The organism is Acinetobacter sp. IK40, assembly GCF_035615075.1.
In the GTDB taxonomy this organism is placed as follows: Bacteria; Pseudomonadota; Gammaproteobacteria; order Pseudomonadales; family Moraxellaceae; genus Acinetobacter; species Acinetobacter courvalinii.
Map to the genome: position 1 here is coordinate 1 of NZ_JANBOE010000008.1, position 21164 is coordinate 21164.

At 43.0% G+C, this 21164-nt stretch carries 15 protein-coding genes and 1 pseudogene; 9 read left to right on the plus strand and 7 right to left on the minus strand.

Annotated features, from left to right (window positions below):
* Positions 1-5149 (minus strand): annotated as a pseudogene (locus tag MSG93_RS14225) (ESPR-type extended signal peptide-containing protein); the annotation flags it as partial.
* Between the two features lie 479 nt (positions 5150-5628).
* Here MSG93_RS14225 and MSG93_RS14230 point away from each other — a divergent pair.
* The 5 genes from MSG93_RS14230 (at position 5629) to MSG93_RS14250 (ending at position 11758) form a co-directional block, all read left to right on the plus strand.
* Positions 5629-6216: a 5-formyltetrahydrofolate cyclo-ligase gene (locus MSG93_RS14230; RefSeq protein WP_324622294.1), complete on the plus strand. Its 588-nt coding sequence runs from the start codon at positions 5629-5631 to the stop codon at positions 6214-6216.
* A 144-nt stretch (positions 6217-6360) separates the two neighbouring features.
* A complete protein-coding gene (gene lon, locus MSG93_RS14235) occupies positions 6361-8790 on the plus strand; it encodes an endopeptidase La (protein WP_005288076.1) in 2430 nt (809 codons plus the stop codon).
* A gap of 318 nt (positions 8791-9108) precedes the next feature.
* Positions 9109-9588 (plus strand): 23S rRNA (pseudouridine(1915)-N(3))-methyltransferase RlmH, encoded by a 480-nt coding sequence (gene rlmH, locus MSG93_RS14240; RefSeq protein ID WP_005231713.1) that lies wholly within the window; start codon positions 9109-9111, stop codon positions 9586-9588.
* Positions 9589-9688: 100 nt separating this feature from the next.
* Complete coding sequence (locus MSG93_RS14245) at positions 9689-10462, plus strand: class III extradiol ring-cleavage dioxygenase (protein WP_324622295.1); 774 nt, start codon at positions 9689-9691, stop codon at positions 10460-10462.
* Positions 10463-10651: 189 nt separating this feature from the next.
* Positions 10652-11758: an META and DUF4377 domain-containing protein gene (locus MSG93_RS14250; protein WP_324622296.1), complete on the plus strand. Its 1107-nt coding sequence runs from the start codon at positions 10652-10654 to the stop codon at positions 11756-11758.
* Between the two features lie 81 nt (positions 11759-11839).
* On the opposite strand, the gene gdhA is transcribed toward MSG93_RS14250, so the two are convergent.
* Positions 11840-13186: an NADP-specific glutamate dehydrogenase gene (gene gdhA / locus MSG93_RS14255; RefSeq protein ID WP_005231717.1), complete on the minus strand. Its 1347-nt coding sequence runs from the start codon at positions 13184-13186 to the stop codon at positions 11840-11842.
* A gap of 386 nt (positions 13187-13572) precedes the next feature.
* Between gdhA and MSG93_RS14260 the strand changes: the two genes are divergently transcribed.
* Both MSG93_RS14260 and nth read left to right on the plus strand, forming a co-directional pair.
* Positions 13573-14370 (plus strand): RnfABCDGE type electron transport complex subunit B, encoded by a 798-nt coding sequence (locus MSG93_RS14260; RefSeq protein ID WP_324622400.1) that lies wholly within the window; start codon positions 13573-13575, stop codon positions 14368-14370.
* The gene (nth, locus tag MSG93_RS14265) at positions 14371-15057 is read left to right on the plus strand and encodes an endonuclease III (protein WP_324622297.1); all 687 of its coding nucleotides are present in this window, start codon (positions 14371-14373) and stop codon (positions 15055-15057) included.
* On the opposite strand, the gene MSG93_RS14270 is transcribed toward nth, so the two are convergent.
* The 4 genes from MSG93_RS14270 to MSG93_RS14285 all read right to left on the minus strand — a co-directional run bounded on the left by MSG93_RS14270 (position 15054) and on the right by MSG93_RS14285 (position 17932).
* Positions 15054-15239 (minus strand): hypothetical protein, encoded by a 186-nt coding sequence (locus MSG93_RS14270; RefSeq protein WP_005231720.1) that lies wholly within the window; start codon positions 15237-15239, stop codon positions 15054-15056. The two genes, nth and MSG93_RS14270, sit on opposite strands and share 4 nt — an antisense overlap.
* Before the next feature lie 61 nt (positions 15240-15300).
* Positions 15301-15954 carry an adenylate kinase gene (adk, locus tag MSG93_RS14275; RefSeq protein ID WP_005231721.1) on the minus strand — a complete coding sequence of 218 codons (654 nt, stop codon included), beginning with the start codon at positions 15952-15954 and terminating at the stop codon, positions 15301-15303.
* Between the two features lie 83 nt (positions 15955-16037).
* On the minus strand, positions 16038-17351 hold the full coding sequence (locus MSG93_RS14280) for a membrane protein (RefSeq protein ID WP_004652140.1): 1314 nt from the start codon (positions 17349-17351) through the stop codon (positions 16038-16040).
* A gap of 62 nt (positions 17352-17413) precedes the next feature.
* Complete coding sequence (locus tag MSG93_RS14285) at positions 17414-17932, minus strand: hypothetical protein (RefSeq protein ID WP_324622298.1); 519 nt, start codon at positions 17930-17932, stop codon at positions 17414-17416.
* A 238-nt stretch (positions 17933-18170) separates the two neighbouring features.
* On the opposite strand from MSG93_RS14285, the gene mrdA reads away from it, so the two are divergent.
* Positions 18171-20192: a penicillin-binding protein 2 gene (mrdA, locus tag MSG93_RS14290; RefSeq protein WP_324622299.1), complete on the plus strand. Its 2022-nt coding sequence runs from the start codon at positions 18171-18173 to the stop codon at positions 20190-20192.
* Positions 20192-20740, plus strand: coding sequence for a 16S rRNA (guanine(966)-N(2))-methyltransferase RsmD (gene rsmD, locus MSG93_RS14295; protein WP_324622300.1), 549 nt, complete (start codon positions 20192-20194; stop codon positions 20738-20740). The genes mrdA and rsmD overlap by 1 nt, the downstream gene beginning before the upstream one ends.
* Here the strand turns inward: rsmD and MSG93_RS14300 are convergent.
* On the minus strand, positions 20737-21141 hold the full coding sequence (locus MSG93_RS14300; RefSeq protein ID WP_032870496.1) for a hypothetical protein: 405 nt from the start codon (positions 21139-21141) through the stop codon (positions 20737-20739). The genes rsmD and MSG93_RS14300 overlap by 4 nt on opposite strands.
* Positions 21142-21164: the final 23 nt, after the last annotated feature.

Genomic DNA, 21164 nt, shown 5'->3' on the forward strand with positions numbered 1-21164 from the left:
CTGTACCACCAATGTTATTCGTGGTGATACTGCCATCCGGATTAACCGTGGTGTTACCACCTATGCTGTTCTTGATGCTGTCAGAAATATTCTTGATCTGACCGCCATTCACGGCATCTTTAGAACCATTGGCAATTGAACCGTCGGCAACATTGGTAATGACTTTATTACCTGCATTGATGCCGTCTTTAGTGATGCTTGCGCCATCTTTGATGGTTAAGCCATTGTTGTTGAGTACGCTGTCGCCAGTGGTGATGCTGTCGAACTTCGCATCTTTCAACAATTCGATCTTGATGCCATCTGCTGTCGTACGGGTAATGACATTTTCACCGCTGGTCTTGTCTTCTGCTGTTGCAGCATCAGCGCCACCCACGATGTTTAACTTGTCACCCAACTTACGATGTACATCTTTACCTGCATTGCCAGCAAAGTTCAAGCCTTTGTTTTGCAACTCAGTCTTGGTATTGTCAATCTTGCTGTTTAGCTCAGTCTTGGTGTTATTGATCGTGTTATTTAACTCAGTTTTAGTATCAGTAATCTGAGTGGTTAACTGATCTTTGGTATCTGTGATACGGTTACCCAAGTCTTTTTTAGCGTCGTCTAACTTGTTGTTGGTATCAGTAATCTTGTTATCCAGACCATCTTTGGTTTTGGTTAACTGGTCCACATTGACTGCATCTTTACCATTTACACCATCAGCAACGTTAGTAATAACTTTATTACCTGCATTAATACCATCTTTAGTGATGCTTGCACCATCTTTGATGGTTAAGCCATTGTTGTTGAGTACGCTGTCGCCAGTGGTGATGCTGTCGAACTTCGCATCTTTCAACAATTCGATCTTGATGCCATCTGCTGTAGTACGGGTAATGACATTTTCACCACTGGTCTTGTCTTCTGCTGTTGCAGCATCCGCTCCACCCACGATGTTGAGCTTATCACCCAAGTTACGATGAACATCTGCACCTGCATTACCAGCAAAGTTCAAGCCCTTGTTTTGCAACTCGGTCTTGGTGTTGTCAATCTTGCTGTTTAGCTCAGTCTTGGTATCAGTAATCTGATTAGTTAACTGATCTTTAGTGTCATTTAACTTGTTATTGGTATCCGTGATCTGGTTACCCAAGTCTTTTTTAGCGTCGTCTAACTTGTTGTTGGTATCGGTAATCTTGCCATCTAAACTGTCTTTAACTTTGGTTAACTGGTCAACATTGACTGCATCTTTACCATTTACACCATCAGCAACATTGGTAATGACTTTATTACCTGCATTGATGCCATCTTTAGTGATGCTTGGACCATCTTTGATGGTTAAACCGTTGTTGTTGAGTACGCTATCGCCAGTGGTGATGCTGTCGAACTTCGCATCTTTCAACAATTCGATCTTGATGCCATCTTCAGTCGTACGGGTAATGACATTTTCACCGCTGGTCTTGTCTTCTGCTGTTGCAGCATCAGCACCACCCACGATGTTGAGCTTATCCCCCAAGTTACGGTGAACGTCTTTACCCGCATTGCCAGCAAAGTTCAAGCCCTTGTTTTGCAACTCGGTCTTGGTGTTGTCAATCTTGCTATTTAGCTCAGTCTTGGTGTTATTGATCGTGTTATTTAACTCAGTTTTAGTATCAGTAATCTGAGTGGTTAACTGATCTTTGGTATCTGTGATACGGTTACCCAAGTCTTTTTTAGCGTAGTCTAACTTGTTGTTGGTATCAGTAATCTTGTTATCCAGACCATCTTTGGTTTTGGTTAACTGATCAACATTGACTGCATCTTTACCATTTACACCGTCAGCAACATTGGTAATGACTTTATTACCTGCATTGATGCCATCTTTAGTGATGCTTGGACCATCTTTGATAGTTAAGCCATTGTTGTTCAATACGCTGTCGCCAGTGGTGATGCTGTCGAACTTCGCATCTTTCAACAATTCGATCTTGATGCCATCTTCAGTCGTACGTGTGATCACGTTCTCACCGCTGGTCTTGTCTTCTGCTGTTGCAGCATCAGCTCCACCCACGATGTTTAACTTGTCACCCAAGTTACGATGAACGTCTGCACCTGCATTACCAGCAAAGTTCAAGCCCTTGTTTTCCAACTCGGTCTTGGTATTGTCAATCTTGCTGTTTAACTCAGTCTTGGTATCAGTAATCTGATTGGTTAACTAATCTTTAGTGTCATTTAACTTGTTATTGGTATCCGTGATCTGGTTACCCAAGTCTTTTTTAGCATCGTCTAACTTGTTGTTGGTATCAGTAATCTTGTTATCCAGACCATCTTTGGTTTTGGTTAACTGGTCAACATTGACTGCATCTTTACCGTTTACACCATCAGCAACGTTAGTAATAACTTTATTACCTGCATTGATGCCATCTTTAGTGATGCTTGCACCATCTTTGATGGTTAAACCATTATTGTTGAGTACGCTGTCGCCAGTGGTGATGCTGTCGAACTTCGCATCTTTCAACAATTCGATCTTGATGCCATCTGCTGTGGTACGGGTAATGACATTTTCACCGCTGGTCTTGTCTTCTGCTGTTGCAGCATCCGCTCCACCCACGATGTTGAGCTTGTCACCCAAGTTACGGTGAACGTCTTTACCCGCATAGCCAGCAAAGTTCAAGCCCTTGCTTTGCAACTCGGTCTTGGTGTTGTCAATCTTGCTGTTTAGCTCAGTTTTAGTATTGTTAATTTGATTACCCAAATCTGTTTTAGCATCATTCAGATTTTTATTGGTATCTGCAATTTGATTACCCAAATCAGTTTTGGTGTTATCAATTTTCTGATCCAGATTGGTAATGTTTTGCGCATTCTCATTCACACGAGAATCAACATGTTTAAGCTGACGAACAGTCACGGCATCTGAATCGGCAGCACCATCTTCAACATTGGTAATACGGCGTTCTTTACCCGCAGAACCAACAGAGATCACACCATTTGACATTGATGCATCACGATTTGTGAGGAATGAGTTACCTGTTGCTTCTGTCGCAACAGCATCTTGTCCTAAAGCCACACTGTTTTCTGCTTCAACCCGGCTACGTGCACCTAATGCAACACCACCGACAACCAGAGATTGCGCACCTTGACCAACAGCAACTGCATTTTCCTGATCAGCTAAAGCACCGCCACCAATTGCAGCAGCGTTTTTGCCTGTCGCCTTGGCACCGCCACCGATCGCAGCAGCATTTTCATTGCTTGCTTCAGCACCCTTACCTACCGCAGCAGCACTATCACCCGTTGCTTTAGCATTGCTACCGATTGCAGCAGCACCATTACCTGTTGCAGTCGCACCCTCACCTGGTTTATTACCCGAACCAATTGCAGTTGAATTGGTCCCAGATGCAAGTGAGTTAATCCCCATTGCCGATGCGCCATCGCCTGTCGCCTGAGCGACCGCACCAAATGCAGCAGCACCTTTACCAGAGGCATTCGACATTACACCAAAAGCAGCTGATGCATCACCTGTTGCCTTAGAGGTCATACCAAAAGCAGAAGAAAATGCGCCCGTAGCTACAGCCTGAGTACCCACTGCAGTTGAACCATGATTCGCTTCAGTCGTTGGATAACGACCTGCTTTTAAAGTTCCACCTGTAATATCAGTATAGGTTTTACTTAATTCGGCATCTTGGGCAATTTTATCAACATCATCACCGCCAATCGCGACAGATGAGTTACCTCGCGCAATAACATCTGCACCAATCGCAACTGACTGGTCGCCAATCGCTTTGGTCTGGTCACCGATTGCAATCGATTGATTGCTATAGCCAGGCGCTGTACCTGCAGCGCCACGAGTCGATGCATTACGACCAATCGATACATCACCGCTGCCCACTGTTTCACTGGCACTACCTACAGAAACAGCACCAACTCCAGCACTTTTTGCACTTGAACCGACCGCAACCGATTCAGAACCAGTTGAAGTTGTATTTACACCAACCGCGATTGAATTACGGCCTTTTGCACCATCATTTTCATAGTTACCACCTTGCATGCCATTGTCATTGACACTGACATAATGGGTACGTGCAGCTTTTAACTGACCAACCGTTGCAGCATCAGAATCAGCTGCACCATCTGCGACATTTTGAATACGACGCTCAGCACCCACATCCCCTACAGACAAAACACCTGTTGGTGCAGCTTGTTTGGTTAGGAAACTTTCACCAGTCGCTTGAGTCGCTTTTGAATCTTTACCTAAAGCAATACTGTTTTCAGCTTCTGAACGTGCACCCTTACCGATTGCAACACCACCATCAAAAGTAGCTTCTGCTTGGTCACCAATTACAACAGCTTCATCTTTATTGGCTTTTGCGCCCGTACCAATCGCAACTGATTTTTTACCAGTTGATGCCGAGAATGCACCAATTGCCAAAGAGTTTTCTTGTGTTGCAACCGCACCACCACCAAATGCAATCGAATCTTTACCTGTCGCCTTGGTTGCCATGTTTGGCTGATAGGATGCGCCTGCCTGACCTGCGACAGAACCTGCATTTTCAATATCTGGAGAACCAATGGCAATTGAACGGTAACCTTCTGCAGTTGCAGAGTGACCAATCGCTAAAGAACCTTTACCTGTTGCGGCTGCCACATTACCAATTGCCTGCGAAAAGTCTCCAGTTGCTGCTGACTGACGGCCAATCGAAAGCGCAGTATTCCCTTTTGATAAAGCACCTGTTCCGATTGCAACGCCGGCAATATCGGTCGTGGTTGCATAAGAACCGATTGCCGTACCTAAACCTTTTTCAGTGGTCGCACCTGTACCCAAGGCAATTGAACCGCCTTGTTTCATTGCTCCTGCAAAAGCACCTGTTGAATTGTTATATGGATTTTGGCGGTTTGCGATATTGGTAGTGGTAGAGTCTTGTGTCTTAGCACCACAACCAATGGCAACATCTTTACCATTGGCAGTATTTGCAGCGCCTTCGCGACAGTTCATCGTTGAACCAGAAATAGAAGTCCCGGCCCCCCCTCCATTATCAATCCCACTTGCGGCAAATGCCGCAGGAGAAAAACTGATCGCCCCAACCAGTACTGCAGCAGACAAATTTAAAATTTTTGACTTAGTTTTGGTTTTACTTTTTGCCAGTTCAGAGGTTGCAACCCATGCGCCAATAGATGCATTCCAAACCACTTTATACACTTTGTTCATAAAATTCTCAGATGTTTACTACAGTTATTGATGGTCTAAAAATGCAAATGAGCATTTTTAGTTTCGATGCCGAAAAAGAGCCGCGGATGCTAATAAAACCGAGTAAATTGGTAAAGATACAATGAACACTTTTTGATAAAATGTGAGACTTATTTCTCACATTATTAAAAAATCATGTAAAATAAATTCATGATTTAACTACAAAAATAATTTTATGTTTTCTTTTGTTTTCATTTTGTTTCTTTTTACAAATAAAATGAAAAGTAGAGCAAAAACTCCATAAAACAAAGCAAAATAATATTCAATACCTTTAATTACCATTAATTATTGAAATAAGTAATCAAAAAACCATTTATTAGCTGGGATAAAAATAACCACGACACTATCAATTTTTACTTATAAATTTCAAAACACTGGGTTTTAGATATTGTTTGCTAAATCGAGTATGATTCTCTTATCAAAAATATTGCTGCAATCTTATGGGCCAAGATTTAAAATTATTAAGAAAACAGCTACGCGTTAAAAGAAGACAACTCTCCTCTTATCAACAAAAGCAAGCTGAACAGCAGGTTTTGATTCAGCTCAGAAAGTCAGTCCCTTTTCAAACATCAAGAAAAATCGGGCTGTATTTACATGCCTTTGGTGAAATTCATACTCACAAAATTCTAAAACTCTGTTTTCAGCACGGAAAACAGGTTTATTTACCCATGATCTGTAATATGAACCAGCAACTGGTCTGGGTACGGGTGCATTCAAACCAATATTTTAATCAACGCTTTTCACACCATCCGCTAGGTATGAAGGAACCCATGGCAAATCGCGGCCACCATGTTTCCCGACTCGATCTACTGCTTATGCCTTTGCTGGCCTGTGATTACCTGGGCACACGTATCGGCATGGGAGGTGGTTTTTATGACCGGACTTTAGCCAGTGCTCAACAGCGCCCTTATCGTCTCGGTCTGGCCCATGACTTCCAATATATACAACAACCTTTATTACGGGAGAAATGGGATCAACCTCTAGATGGATTACTCACACCTAAAAAATTCTATTTTTTCAAGCGCTAACTCGCACTTTTTGTTATCACGGGCCTAAATCTTGAGTAATTTAGTCTTTTTTTTATATTTTCTAAGTAAAAACCCTTGTAATTTTTAAAATGCACATCACTATAAAAAACATGGCAACACCGTTGTCACTCATTAGGAGTGCCCATGTCTGAATATATTTTAAATAATGAAACAAGCTTAGAGCCACAGGTTCCAAGTGTATTACCACTATTAGCGTTACGTGATGTTGTGGTGTATCCGCACATGCAAATTGCGCTATTCGTGGGTCGTGAAAAATCGATCAATGCAGTGGATGTGGCTCGTAACAGTGACAATTTAGTATTTGTAGTTGCGCAAAAAGATTCGCTTACAGAAGAAATTGATCACGATAATCTCTATCAATATGGAACTGTGGCTAAAATCGTACAGGTTGTTAATCATGAAAATGATGAAAACTGCATTAAAGTACTGATCGAAGGCCTACACCGTTCTAAGTTAGAACGTATTATTGATGGTGAAGAATACTTAACAGCTGAACATCATTTAAGCCCAATGACATTATCTTTGGATCAAGAGACCCAAGAAACTCGCTTAAATGAATTACGTACCCTTTTTGCTCAATATGCCGAAGCAAAATTACGTAATGCGCGTGAACTCGTCGCAGCAGCAAATAAAATTGAAGACTTATTACAATTGATGTTCTTCGTTGCCACTCGTGTGCCTTTAAATATTGAAGTCAAACAAAAATTTTTAGAGCACGATGAATTTGAAGCTCACTTGCAAGAGTTGATGAATTATTTGATGAATCAATCTGCTGAACAGCAAATTGAACAAACGCTGCACGACAGTGTAAAACGCCAAATGGAAAAGAACCAACGTGAATACTTTCTAAATGAAAAAATGAAAGTCATTCAACGTGAACTTTCCGATATGAATGGCGGGGCTGAAGATGACGTTGCAGAAATTGAAAAACGTCTGGCTGAAGCCGATTTACCTGAACACGTACGCAAAAAAGCTGAAGCTGAGTTTCGTAAACTTAAGGCCATGCAACCTGCTTCAAGTGAAGCTGCTGTAGTTCGCAACTATCTGGAAGTGATTTTGGATACGCCATGGAACAAAGCCAGCAAGGTGAGTATTAACCTGAATAAAGCTCAGGAAATTCTTGATACCGATCATTACGGCCTAGATGACGTTAAAGATCGTATTGTGGAATATCTAGCAGTTCAGTCTCGCGTGAAAAAACTCAAAGGTCCGATCCTCTGTCTCGTCGGTCCTCCAGGTGTGGGTAAAACCTCGCTTGGTGAATCTGTTGCCAAAGCGACAGGCCGTGAGTTTGTTCGTATGGCACTCGGTGGTGTACGTGATGAAGCTGAAATTCGTGGTCACCGTCGTACCTATATCGGTGCGATGCCAGGTAAAATCGTGCAGTCATTGACAAAAGTTGGTGTAAAGAACCCGTTGTTCTTACTCGACGAAATTGACAAGATGGCGCAGGATTATCGTGGCGACCCGGCATCAGCTTTGCTGGAAGTACTTGATCCATCACAAAACAGCAAGTTCAATGACCATTATTTAGATCTTGATCTTGACCTTTCTGAAGTGATGTTCATCTGTACCGCAAACAGCATGAATATTCCAGAGGCCTTACTGGACCGTATGGAAGTGATTCGTCTACCGGGTTATACCGAAGATGAAAAAGTCAATATTGCTGAACGTTACCTTGTTCCGAAAGCAATCAAGAACAATGGCTTACGTACTAAAGAATTGACTGTTCATGAAGAAGCAATCCGTGACATCGTTCAACGTTATACACGTGAAGCCGGTGTTCGTAGCTTAGAGCGTGAAGTCTCTAAAATTGCCCGTAAAGTGGTAAAAGAAGCGGTCAGCAAGAAGTCGAAAAACTTACAGATTGACGTGACTTCTGCCAATCTTCCTGAATACTTGGGTCCGCATAAGTTTGACTTTGGTATCGCTGAAGATGAAGCACAGGTGGGTCGTGTCAACGGTCTGGCTTGGACGTCTGTTGGTGGTGAATTGCTGACCATTGAGGTTGCTGCAGTTAAAGGTAAAGGCAAATTCATTACAACCGGTTCACTCGGTGATGTTATGAAAGAGTCGATTACCGCAGCAATGACCGTGGTACGTACCCGTGCGGATGAATTGGGCATTGAATCTTCACGTTTTGAAGAAACCGATGTTCACGTGCATTTACCAGAAGGTGCAACGCCAAAAGATGGACCATCTGCTGGTTTAGCTCTTACGACTGCCCTTGTATCGGCATTCACAGGTATTCCGATTCGTCCAGATATCGCCATGACCGGTGAAACCAGTCTCGGTGGCCGTGCGATGCGTATTGGTGGTCTGAAAGAAAAACTTCTTGCAGCCCACCGCGGCGGAATCAAGCTGGTCTTCATTCCACAAGATAACGTTCGCGACTTGGCTGAGATTCCAGACAACGTGAAAGAAGGTTTAGAAATCAAGGCTGTGAAAAGTATTGATGAAATCCTGCCTTTAGCGTTAACGGATACACCGAAGCCTTTACCTAAAACACCGATTGTAAAACCGGTGGAAGAGGCAAAAGCTGCACGTCACTAAACAGTGACTGATAAAAGAGAGAGCTTCGGCTCTCTTTTTTTGTTACATCTTCTGGTTGAAAAATAACCAATATCTTGCATAATAAAATAGAGTCGATAAAACAAAGATCAAGTTTGACTCAGTGAACTCATTTTAGTGCCATCTGAACTCCAGACGGATGGCTCTTTGATCGCAGCTCATACGCATTTTGAGCTGCGTTTTTTATGGAAAATATAAAACAGCTTTTTGTATTATTTATGACAAGATAAACCGCAGCTTTTGCCCTATGCGGGTCCGCAACATTTATAATGTGTGGAATTTGCCAAATAAGCCATTCTTATGAAAATTCGCATTCTTACCATTGGTCAAAAAATGCCTGCTTGGGTTCTTACCGGATTTGAAGACTATTTCAAACGTATCCAGCCATTCGTGCAAACGCAAGTGATTGAACTACCGATGGCAAAACGCGGAAAAAATGACTCCGAAGCGGATATTTTAAAATACTGTCAAATTGAAGGTGAAAGTATTTTAAATGCGCTCAAGCCAAATGAAACCTTGATTGCCTTAGAAGTCGGCGGGCGCGAACTCAGTACCGAAAAACTGGCAGATACCATGAAACACTGGATGCTAGAAGGCAATGATATTGCGCTTGCAATTGGTGGGCCGGATGGACATTCAGATGCGGTTCGTAAGGCAGCAGCCTGGCATTGGTCATTATCGAAATTGACCATGCCCCACCCGATGGTGCGTATCCTGCTAATTGAACAGTTATATAGAGCGATGAGTATTAACCATAATCATCCTTATCATCGGGCCTAAAGGCTGTTCTGATTTTAGAACAATATGTTGACGTTTAATGGCTGTCATTGTCATCACTTTTTTGTCACGATAATCATGTCATTTTAATCAGGTGCCCTATATGACTTTCCAGACCTTACCCGGACTCTTTATTTCTCATGGTTCGCCTATGCTTGCCCTTGACCCGGAACAGGTTGGCCCGGCCTTAAATCGCTTGAGTAGCAACCTGCCTAAACCTCAAGCGATTATTGTCATGTCGGCACATTGGGAAAGTCAGGCGCTGGAAGTCAGTACATCGACACGCCCTGAAACCTGGCATGACTTTCGTGGTTTTCCACCTGCACTTTATGAGATTCGCTACCCGGCACCTGGCGCACCGCAGTTGGCAGAAAAAATATTGACGCTGTTTGCTGAAGCAGGTTTGGCTGCACATGCCAACAGTACCCGTCCACGAGATCATGGAGTCTGGATGCCGTTACTGCATATGTATCCAGATGCAGATATTCCGGTGATTGAAATCTCATTACCGATACATATGAATGCCGACGAGATTTATAAAATTGGACAAGTACTTTTACCACTGCGTGAACAACAGATTTTACTGATCGGCTCAGGCAGTATCACCCATAATCTGGCTGAACTTTCCTGGCAAGCAGATGCCGATGTGCCAGTTTGGGCCAGCACTTTCCGTAATGCAGTGGTCAACAAACTGACTCATCAGGATTATGATGCTGTGCTGGACTGGCCATCCTTACCCTATGTACAGAGAAATCACCCCTCTCTAGAGCATTTTGCACCACTTTTCTTTGCGATGGGCACAGGAAATCGCTTTAATATTGTGCATAGCAGCTTCTCGATGGGCTCCCTCGGGATGGATATTTACCGATTCGACTAAATTGCGTACTGAATCACATAAAAATAAAATAGGCTTGCATATAATATTAGCAAGCCTATAAATCCATTATATTTTTTAAAATTTACAAATAGAAACATTTAACAAACTTAATGCCTAAGTGGCACCCATGCTCTTTTTTTAAGAATACTTTAAGCTTAGGTCTGTTATTTATTTCCCGTTGTTTTGAATATGAAAATTAAATATTTAGTTCTTGCCTTACTTCCACTTTCTTTAATGGCGTGTCAAACGGTACAAAATGTGACTGATAACGTGATTTCACAAATTAATACAACTGCTGCAAAAAATTTGGCTGAATACAACTGGACTTACCAAGGTTCAAAAGCGTCTAAACCTTTGGTTTTAGCATTTGGTGCAGACCAGAAGCTTGCAATCCAAACCGGTTGTAACAATCAGGGCGGGACTTGGAAAGTTGAAGGCAATACCATTGTCACTTCTCCACTGGTATCAACCATGATGGCGTGTGCAGACGATTTAATGCAACAAGAACGTTTATCTGCTGATATTTTCAGCGAGAAAAAAGTACCATTTGAGATCAGTACGGTGAATGGTCAGGCAATCTTGACTGTGACGGACAGCAAAGGTCAAAAACACGTATTCACAGGTGCTAAAGTGACAAATAACAATGTATTGACCAATTATACCTGGTCATATCAACCTGCTGATAGCAAACGTCCAATCGTATTAAGCTTCTTGGCAAATGACCGTTTATCTGTAGATACGGGTTGTAACCGTCAAAATACTTCTTGGAAAATCGAAAACGGCGCGATTGTGACTGGTGCGTTGGCTTCAACAATGATGGCTTGTGAACCTGCCTTAATGAAACAGGAACAGTTTGCGGGTGACCTTTTACAAAAACGTAAAATCGCTTATGAAGTGAATACAAGCAATCCAGAACAACCAACTTTGGTCATCGCGGATGCAAAAGGTCAAAAATATACATTCGTGGGTAAAATGACACCTGAAGCAAAATACCAGTCTGAAGGTAAAACTGTTTTCTTGGAAATTGCACCAGAAACTAAATCTTGCACAGGCGTTGCGCCACAAACTTGTATGCAAGTGCGTGAAGTTAAATATGACGACAAAGGTTTAAAAACTTACGCTGACAAAAACTGGTCGCTTTACTACGGTCAAATCGAAGGTTTTGAGCACAATCCACAACAACGTGTGATTGTACGTGTGAAGCGTTTTGACATTCAAAACCCAGCTGCTGATCAATCAAGCATTGCAGACGTACTCGATATGGTTGTTGAACAAGAGATTGTTAAAAAACCATAATTTATAGCGGTAAATAAAAAAATCCGATGTCTTAACATCGGATTTTTTTATGGGAGGTCCCTCTTGATTAAAGGGAGATTTTTAATAAATACCCTGCGCTAAAATGGCATCAGCAACCTTTACAAAACCCGCAATATTGGCACCATCAACATAATTGATTGAACCATCTTCCTGAGTACCATATTTGACACAGTTACGATGGATCTCTTTCATGATCGCATGTAAACGCTCATCGACCTGTTCAAAAGACCAGCCCAAGCGGTTAGCATTTTGTGACATCTCAAGGCCTGAGGTTGCAACGCCACCCGCATTCGAAGCTTTACCGGGTGCATACAAAATCTTCGCTTCAACAAACTTTTCAACCGCCTCAAGCGTTGAGGGCATGTTGGCCCCTTCTGCAACACAAATCACGCCATTTGCCAGCAAAGTTGCAGCATCTTCCGCTTTTAACTCATTTTGTGTCGCACACGGTAAAGCAATATCCGCAGGAATATGCCAAGGTGTTTGACCTTCGAAATATTCGAAACCATGTTTTGAAGCAAACTCGGAAATACGGCCACGTTTTTCATTTTTCAGTTCCATCACTTCATCAAGTAATGCTTTGCTGAAACCATTCTTTAAATAGACTGTGCCGTTTGAATCTGACAAGGTCACTACCTTTGCCCCCAAGAACATGGCTTTTTCTGCTGCATATTGTGCAACATTACCAGAACCTGAGATCGAAACCGTTTTACCTGCAAAGCTTTCGCCACGGGTTTTCAGCATTTCTTCTGCAAAATAAACCGTGCCATAACCTGTCGCTTCAGGACGGGCCAAGGAACCGCCAAATGAAATCCCTTTACCGGTAAAGACACAAGAAGTGTCATTGCTCAGCTTCTTCATCATGCCGGTCATGTAGCCAACTTCACGACCACCGACCCCAATATCCCCTGCCGGAATATCGGTATTCGAACCGAGATGGCGATAGAGCTCCAGCATTAATGCCTGACAAAAACGCATGATCTCGGCATCTGATTTACCTTTCGGGTCAAAATCAGAACCGCCTTTACCGCCGCCCATGGGTAGCGTCGTTAAGGCATTTTTAAAGGTTTGTTCAAAGCCTAAAAACTTTAAGATTGAAAGATTCACTGAAGGGTGAAAACGCATCCCCCCTTTATAAGGCCCGATCGCTGAGTTGTATTGCACCCGGAAAGCACGGTTCACATGGGTTTGACCTTGGTCATCCATCCACGATACCCGGAACTGGATGGCGCGTTCAGGTTCAACCAGACGCTCGAGCAGACCATATTGAGCATACTTAGGATTTTTCTCAATGAACGGCCACAAACTGGTCATGACCTCTTCGACAGCTTGTAAAAATTCAGGTTGATTAGGATCTCTCGCTTTAACATAATCCAGAAAGTCATTTAAGCTGTTGTACTTCAACATTCACCCCCAAGTCCATGATTTATCTTGGTGCGAAAAATGCACCAAAATAGAATATCGCATATATTTAATACAGATTACTATTGCATCACAATATTATTTTTTAGGCCAAACTTTATATTATTAATAATCAAAAACTTATTTAAATAAATGTTCATTATTTTTATAATAAATGTACCTATAATTGCTTAAAAAATGCGGTGATATTTTTCCAGCTTTATCCTTCATATCGCGGCCCTATTTTTAGTTCGCACTAAAAAACATCAACAATCGCACTATTTTTAAGCAAAAAACCAACATGCGATCTGGATGATTTTCCAGCTTGTCGACCCCGCCTAAAGTCATTATTTGCTATACTAGGCTCCCTGTTTTTTGCTTCATCCATGTCCATGTCATCAACCGTACAACATTCTCTTATCGTCCAAATAGATCAGCTCTTACCACAGACACAATGTGGTTTATGTGGTCATCGTGATGGATGTTTACCTTATGCAAAATCGATTGCAGAAGGCGAAGAGGCAAATAAGTGTGTACCGGGTGGCCAACCTGTTGCTGATGCATTGGCGGCGCTATTGCAACGTCCTTCTCTTCCGGCTGAATCCAGTGTCTGGGAAATTCGAGCGGATGGTCGTCCACAGCGTATGAAAGCGATAATTCGGGAAGATGAATGTATTGGCTGTACCAAGTGTATTAGTGCCTGCCCAGTGGATGCAATTATCGGCAGTGGTAAGCTGATGCATAGCATTTTGACCGATCTGTGTACAGGCTGTGAGTTATGTATTCCACCTTGTCCAGTGGATTGCATTGATCTGGTGGCAGACAGCCAACCCTTGCCAAGCGCAGAACAACGCAGCGTTGAACAGGACGATTTAAGACATCGTTACTACGCACATATTCAACGTGAAGAGAAACGTCGTTTAAGCCGTAAAGGCCCGATTGTCCGTGCAGAAATTGATGTGGAATTCTTTGCCCAGTTTTCTCAGGCACTCAACAATGTGCCTGTGATTACCCTCGTGGATAAACCCAAAGAAACGCCAGCACTGGATGCTAAAACCACCATTGAACTTGCCAAAGTACGCACGCAGATCAAGAAACTGGAAAAACAGCTGAGTGTCCGTGCAGATGAGCAAAAACAAGCCCAGTTACTGACTTTACAACAACGTTTAAATGAATTGCAGGACATCTAAATGCCCGTTAAAAATATGACCAAAAAGCAGATTCAGACTTTTTTCGAACGTTTACGTGAACAAAGACCGCATCCACAAACCGAGCTGAACTATTCTTCACCGTTTGAATTGCTGATTGCGGTTCTGCTGTCTGCTCAGGCAACCGATGTCAGCGTAAATAAGGCCACCGATAAACTCTATCCGGTTGCCAATACCGCTCAAGCGATTTTAAATCTTGGGGTAGATGGCTTAAAAGAATATATCAAGACCATCGGTCTATATAATTCCAAAGCTGAGAATGTAATTAAAACCTGCCGCATTCTGGTAGAGCAATATCAGGGTAAAATTCCAGAAACACGTAAAGAACTGGAGGCTTTACCAGGTGTCGGCCGTAAAACAGCGAATGTGGTACTGAATACTGCATTTGGTCAGCCGACCATGGCAGTCGACACCCATATTTTCCGTGTGGGAAATCGTACAGGTCTGGCGGTGGGTAAAAATGTGCTCGAGGTTGAAGAGCGCTTGATTAAAGTGATTCCCAAAGAGTTTATCATCGATGCGCATCACTGGCTGATTTTGCACGGTCGTTATTGTTGTATTGCACGTAAACCAAAGTGTGACGAATGTGTGGTTGCCGATGTCTGTAACTGGCCGGATCGCTTTGAATTTGGCGCAAACAAAGCCATTGTCGTCAAAAACCTCAGTTAATCCTGAGGTTTTTTATGCTGTTGTAATTTTGGATGTAGCTGACGTGCTTTACCGTTCAGTTTATTTTCCAAAGCCTGCTGTTTTTGCACATGGCGCAACATTTTTTGGCTTTGATATAATAAAAATAACAGCAAAACCAAGCTAAAAATTACAACTAAAATCAGAACAACTTTTAGTAGCATGGACTTTCTCCAAAATAAAAAGAGCCCTATACCAGAGCTCTTTTATCGTCTGCAATTCAGATTATTTATCTAAAATCGCAAATAATTCTTTTTGAACGTCTTCAATTGCACGTAAACCATCTAGCTTATCGTAAGTCGGTGCATTTTCACCAGACGCAGCACGACCTTGATAGAAGCCAACCAATTGCTCAGTTTCGCTGTGGTAAGAACCAAGGCGCTTACGAATGGTTTCTTCCTGGTCATCTGGACGTTGTACCAGGTCTTCGCCGGTTTCGTCATCTTTACCTTCCACTTTTGGTGGATTGTAAACCGTGTGATAAACACGGCCAGAAGCTGGATGCTGACGACGGCCAGAAAGACGTTGCACGATCTCTTCATCCGGTACATCAATTTCAATCACATGATCAATGCTGATGCCCGCTGATTCTAATGCTTCAGCTTGTGGAATTGTGCGTGGGAAACCGTCAAAGATACAACCATTTTCACAATCAGGCTGAGCAATACGCTCTTTCACCAAACCAATGATCAATTCATCAGAAACTAAACCGCCTGACTCCATGACACTTTTTGCTTTTAAGCCAAGTTCAGTACCTTCACGAATTGCAGCACGGAGCATATCACCGGTTGAAATTTGTGGGATATTGTAGCGCTTACAGATCAACTGAGCTTGAGTACCTTTGCCTGCCCCAGGTGGTCCGAGTAAAATAATGCGCATAAAAGAACATCCTCATTTAAAAACAATAAATCTTAAATTGAGCAATATCATACAGAGTTATCGCTCAACCAACATCAAATTAATTATAAGAAAGCAACAAATAAGTGAATTAAACCAGCAAAGAAACCAGTCACTCCACCTAGTACAATCAAAATCCACTCATCTTCCTGGAAAGCAGGACGCAATAAATTCTGGAACTCTTTCGGTGTTAGTTCACGGATGCGGTCTCTAAACATTTGAAAGATCTTCTGCGCACGACTTGCATTCAGAGCTGGGTCACATACTGGTCCCATGGTAATTTCAATTGAGCGATCAATCAAGTCAGTCTTGAGTCTAGCATACTCTCTTGGCCCTAATGAAAGCTGCAATGAGGTTCTGACTAATGGGGTTTCCATGATTTCATTGATATGGCGCTTGACAATACGACGGGTTTTGTCTTTCTTGCTGCCATACATCATCTCTGTCATGATCGATTTTAAGGTAATTAAATCTTCAGTCACTACACTGGCAAATACATCCGAAACCTCTTCCTGACGCTTCATAAATGCGCCCTGGACATTATAGGTTCCAATCTTCAAGACAGGTACAATCCACGGGAATTTACGGTCTTTGGTCAAACGGAAGATCTGTGGATAGCGGATATAGTGCGGTTCAATCGGATTGAAGACCATCCAGATGGCGATCCAGTTGGTTAAAAAGCCCCAGATGGCAGCCCAGAACGGGACCGTCCAGTGCCACGGTACCACAAACCAGACGATCATCTGGAAAATACCAAAGAACATCCCGATCAAGGCACTGATATGCCAAATAAAGTTGATCTCTTTCTGCCCCACTTTCAGGAACATGCGCACCATTAAACGGCGGTCACCTTCCATCTGGCTCACCACCATTTCACGCATATCCACCAGTGACTCCACGTTCATGGTCAGCTCAGTCACAAGTTCTCTAAGCGTATTGGGTAATTGTTTATGGGCTTGTGCATAGATACGACGCTTAATCGAATAAGGCAGATTTTCCCAGAGCACCGCATTACGATCGATCATCACCTCATCAATCAGGTGTTCAAGCTCAAAACCAACCTGTTCACCAATAATCATGGCCATATCTTCAGGGTCCATGGCTTCCAGAAACTCGCGCAGTGATCCCAATTTAGATAAAGTATTATCGGTAATGATGCCTGAAATACGTCCAGCTTTACGCGGCACGATCCCTTGCCAACCGACAGGTAACGGGCCTAAATGGAATCCCCAGAAATTAATTGGGTAAAATACCATTTTCAGTGCCATCCACACGTGCGCCCAAGTTACAAAGGCGGTCACGGGAATGATACTTAACACTGCCAGATGGTCTGGTCGATTTAAGAAAATCTGCCACAATTCATTGACGTAATCAAACATGCATGACTCTCAGAATTATTGATACATGATGGCTTATAAAAGAATAAATCTGCATTCTCCTCTTATAAACCAAAACTTAAGGTGTAAGAAAACTGCAGCACGGGTTGTGCTTTTTTCACCGTGTTGCCATCCCCATCTTCTAATTTTTCACGTACTCCTGCGCCGACGCTGAAGGTACTAATCCGTTCACTGTTCAGCCAGACATATGCAAGATCAGCCCCAACACCCAGGTTGGCTTTTTGCTTACCGCCATAATTTTTACTGTCTAAATGGCCTGCATAGACCCCAACGTAATAACCATTTTTATCAGTACCAGTTAGATAGTACGGATAGCGAAAACCGACTTGCCCACCAATTTCGTTGTCATCATTTAAGAAAGCGCCCGCTTTTGCATAGACGATCCCGTAAGGATTGACCCATTCCAAATTGCCATGTAATAATTTTTTAGTAAAACCTGCCCCGACATTCCATGTTGAAACGTTTGCATCTTTCAATTTAGGCTCAGGCATAAATGGATTATCATCCGCATGACTTAAGCCCGTAAGTGTTAAAACCGATAATAAAAGGCAAATTTTTCTCATTATTTTCTCCATTTTCCCTATGTCTGTATTGGAAAATCCTATTTCGAATAGTTTGTGACTTTAACAGAATTATTTTGCTTCTAATATACAAGACCCTATAATTTTAATGTCTGCAAAGTCAAAAACTGTCGCGTCAACATTTGCATGAATTGTTGAAAATTCTACAGTATGATCATGCAACTTACGTTAAAATATTGCGTCTTTGTATCTCTCACCTCTGTAATTAAGTCGACACCCTATGAAACAGCACTTTCCTTTAAAAAACATGCAACAAGAAAAGCGCATTTATAAGGGTCGAATCTTCTTTGCCATTTTTCTGGTCGGTTTTTTCCTACTTTTACTGATCTGTCGTTATGCATATTTACAGATTGTTCATTACGATGATTTTACAACCGCCTCAGATAAGAACCGAATTCGCTTACAACCCCTGGCACCTGCCCGTGGTTATATCTATGATCGCAACGGGGTGTTGCTCGCAGATAACTATCCGGTCTTCACTGCAACCTTAAGCCGGGCCGATGTCAGCGATATTGACGATACCATTACCCGTCTGATCCCAATTTTAAATCTCAGTCAGGAAGATGTAGACCGTTTTAAAAGCCGGGTCAAAACTGCACGTAAAACCGAACGTCTGGCAATCAAATTAAACCTGACTGAAGCCGATATCGCAAAATTCAGTGAAGTGAAATATGCTTTTCCCGGGGTAAAAATTGAAACGCAGATGACCCGCTATTATCCGCATGGCGAACTTTTTGCCCATGTGATTGGATATGTTGGACGTATTAACGATAAAGAACTCAAATCGATTGATAAGGACTTATACGCTGGCACCAACCTGATTGGTAAAATCGGGGTGGAAAAAAGCTATGAAGACTTATTACACGGTACACCGGGTTATGAATCTGTTGAAGCGGATGCCCACGGTAATGTACTGCGTAATCTAGGACGCCAAAACCCTGCACGCGGTAATGATCTGTACTTATCAATTGACTATGGTTTACAAACCGTTGCTGCACAGCAATTAGCAGACCGTCGTGGTGCCATTGTGGCCATGGTTCCACGTACAGGTGAAATTCTGGCACTGGTCTCTAGCCCAAGCTTTAATCCAAACCTGTTTGTTACGGGGATTAGTTCAAAAGACTATAGCGGACTGCGTGATAATCTCGACCAGCCCCTGTATAACCGTGCAGTTCAAGGCGCTTACCCACCCGGCTCAACCATTAAACCGATGTTCGGTTTAGGTGGCATTCACTATGGTCTGGTGGATTGGGGCACAGCCATTTCAGATCCGGGTTATTTCTCCCTGCCTGGCGATAGCCACCGCTTCCGTGACCACAAGAAAAGTGGACATGGTTCAGTCAACATGCACAAGGCTCAAATCGTTTCCTGCGATACCTATTTCTATGTCCTGTCCTATCGCATGGGCATTGAAAAAATGAATGACTGGATGCGTCAGTTTGGCTTTGGTGAAAAAACTGGTGTAGATTTACCAAGCGAGAGCTCAGGCCTCTACCCAAGCCCGGAATGGAAAATGCGTACCCGCAAATCCAAATGGCTCAAAGGTGAAACCATTTCGGTCAGTATCGGGCAAGGTGCATTTACCGCAACACCATTACAACTGGCCATGGCCACTGCGATTACCGCCAATAAAGGCTCGCATGTTACGCCGCATGTCCTCAGAGAAACCAAAGGTGCCAAAAAGTTTGCGGTACACAATGCGCCTGATGGCAAAATCCAGTTTAACGGCACAGAACAAGACTGGACCAATATGCATGATGCAATGGTTGACGTGATTCAATCCGGTACAGGTCGCGGCATCAAAGGTGGTTTGCAATATTCAATTGCAGGTAAAACCGGTACGGCACAGGTGAAGAGTATTGCACAAGGCAAACGCTATAACGAAGCGGCTCTGTCCTCGCGCCAATGGGACCATGGTCTGTTTGTTGGCTTTGCACCCGCTGATCATCCAGAAATTGCCATTGCCGTGGTTTGGGAAAATGGTCGACATGGTGGTTCAGCTGCACAGATTGCCCGCCCAATCTTTGATTACTGGCTGGTGACGCGTAAGAAGAATCCACTGCGTCCAGCCAATCATCAGGTCAGTGGCGGTTTAATGACGGCTGGCATCAAGCCAGGTGAGTTATCGATGGCAAATGCGGCAGCAGCACAAAATGCAGCGCCAGCTTCGAGCCCGGTCGCAACGCCACCTGCGACCACACCGCCAGCCGCTCAACCCGCAGATGATGGAGTCACTGAATAATGAAGAATCAATTACGAATTATCGGTGGTGAATGGAAACGCCGTACTTTGCCCTTTGCAAGTATTGAAGGTTTACGCCCAACCCCGGATCGTGTCCGGGAAACCTTATTTAACTGGTTAATGTGGGATATTCAAAATGCGCAAGTGCTCGACTTGTGCAGCGGTTCTGGTGCGTTGGGCTTTGAAGCCCTTTCACGTGGTGCAGCTCAAGTCACCATGATTGAACCGAATCCGGCCCAGGCACGCTTTTTAAAAAACAATATTCAGCTGTTAAAAGCTGAAAATTGTCAATTACTGGTCACAACGGCCCAACAGGCTTTAAGCAAATTAAAAAACAGCTTTGATGTGGTCTTTCTTGATCCGCCTTATAGCCTTGATCTGTGGCAAGAGCTGGCTAAACTGGCCGATCCAATGATCAATCCAAATGCTTATATCTATGTAGAAGCCGACCGTGACCTGTCCCAACTGAAGCTTCCGGTGAGTTGGCAAAAAATCAAAGAAACCAAAGCGGGTATGGTTCGCGCAGGCCTCTATCAAAAAGTGGTTTAGAAAATACTCAGCCAGAAAAACCGGATCATTTGGCCACGATCAAAAGGGAAACTGGACAGATATTCATAACCAATGCGATGACGGAAATTCAGCTGATAAGCGACACCATACCCCACTGAAATCGAGAAGTCGTCTAAAGACAAACTGCTGGTATCGCCAGTTAGCATTTTATGGTTAAACTGATTGGTCTGATAAGCGGTATGGTTATAGATACGCCACCGTTCATTCTGAAAAAACAGGTTATGCAAAACTGAATAATCTGTTTTCATTTGCGGATAAGCGGCGTCGAACATTTCTTCGCGATCATCATGGAACGGCTCAAAGAAATCATAGTCTTCTGCCTGCGCCCCAGCAGTGCAACAAAGCAGCAGAAACAGTAAAAAAATATGCTTAATACGCATCATCATCTATATTACTTATCCCC

Bases quoted from the DNA above. Each gene is read 5' to 3' on its own strand.
- rsmD (WP_324622300.1), top strand. From the start codon at position 20,192: ATGAAGAATCAATTACGAATTATCGGTGGTGAATGGAAACGCCGTACT.
- nth (WP_324622297.1), top strand. From the start codon at position 14,371: ATGCCCGTTAAAAATATGACCAAAAAGCAGATTCAGACTTTTTTCGAA.
- adk (WP_005231721.1), bottom strand. From the start codon at position 15,954: ATGCGCATTATTTTACTCGGACCACCTGGGGCAGGCAAAGGTACTCAA.
- lon (WP_005288076.1), top strand. From the start codon at position 6,361: ATGTCTGAATATATTTTAAATAATGAAACAAGCTTAGAGCCACAGGTT.
- gdhA (WP_005231717.1), bottom strand. From the start codon at position 13,186: ATGTTGAAGTACAACAGCTTAAATGACTTTCTGGATTATGTTAAAGCG.
- MSG93_RS14280 (WP_004652140.1), bottom strand. From the start codon at position 17,351: ATGTTTGATTACGTCAATGAATTGTGGCAGATTTTCTTAAATCGACCA.
- mrdA (WP_324622299.1), top strand. From the start codon at position 18,171: ATGAAACAGCACTTTCCTTTAAAAAACATGCAACAAGAAAAGCGCATT.
- MSG93_RS14300 (WP_032870496.1), bottom strand. From the start codon at position 21,141: ATGCGTATTAAGCATATTTTTTTACTGTTTCTGCTGCTTTGTTGCACT.
- MSG93_RS14245 (WP_324622295.1), top strand. From the start codon at position 9,689: ATGACTTTCCAGACCTTACCCGGACTCTTTATTTCTCATGGTTCGCCT.
- rlmH (WP_005231713.1), top strand. From the start codon at position 9,109: ATGAAAATTCGCATTCTTACCATTGGTCAAAAAATGCCTGCTTGGGTT.
- MSG93_RS14250 (WP_324622296.1), top strand. From the start codon at position 10,652: ATGAAAATTAAATATTTAGTTCTTGCCTTACTTCCACTTTCTTTAATG.
- MSG93_RS14285 (WP_324622298.1), bottom strand. From the start codon at position 17,932: ATGAGAAAAATTTGCCTTTTATTATCGGTTTTAACACTTACGGGCTTA.
- MSG93_RS14270 (WP_005231720.1), bottom strand. From the start codon at position 15,239: ATGCTACTAAAAGTTGTTCTGATTTTAGTTGTAATTTTTAGCTTGGTT.
- MSG93_RS14260 (WP_324622400.1), top strand. From the start codon at position 13,573: ATGTCATCAACCGTACAACATTCTCTTATCGTCCAAATAGATCAGCTC.
- MSG93_RS14230 (WP_324622294.1), top strand. From the start codon at position 5,629: ATGGGCCAAGATTTAAAATTATTAAGAAAACAGCTACGCGTTAAAAGA.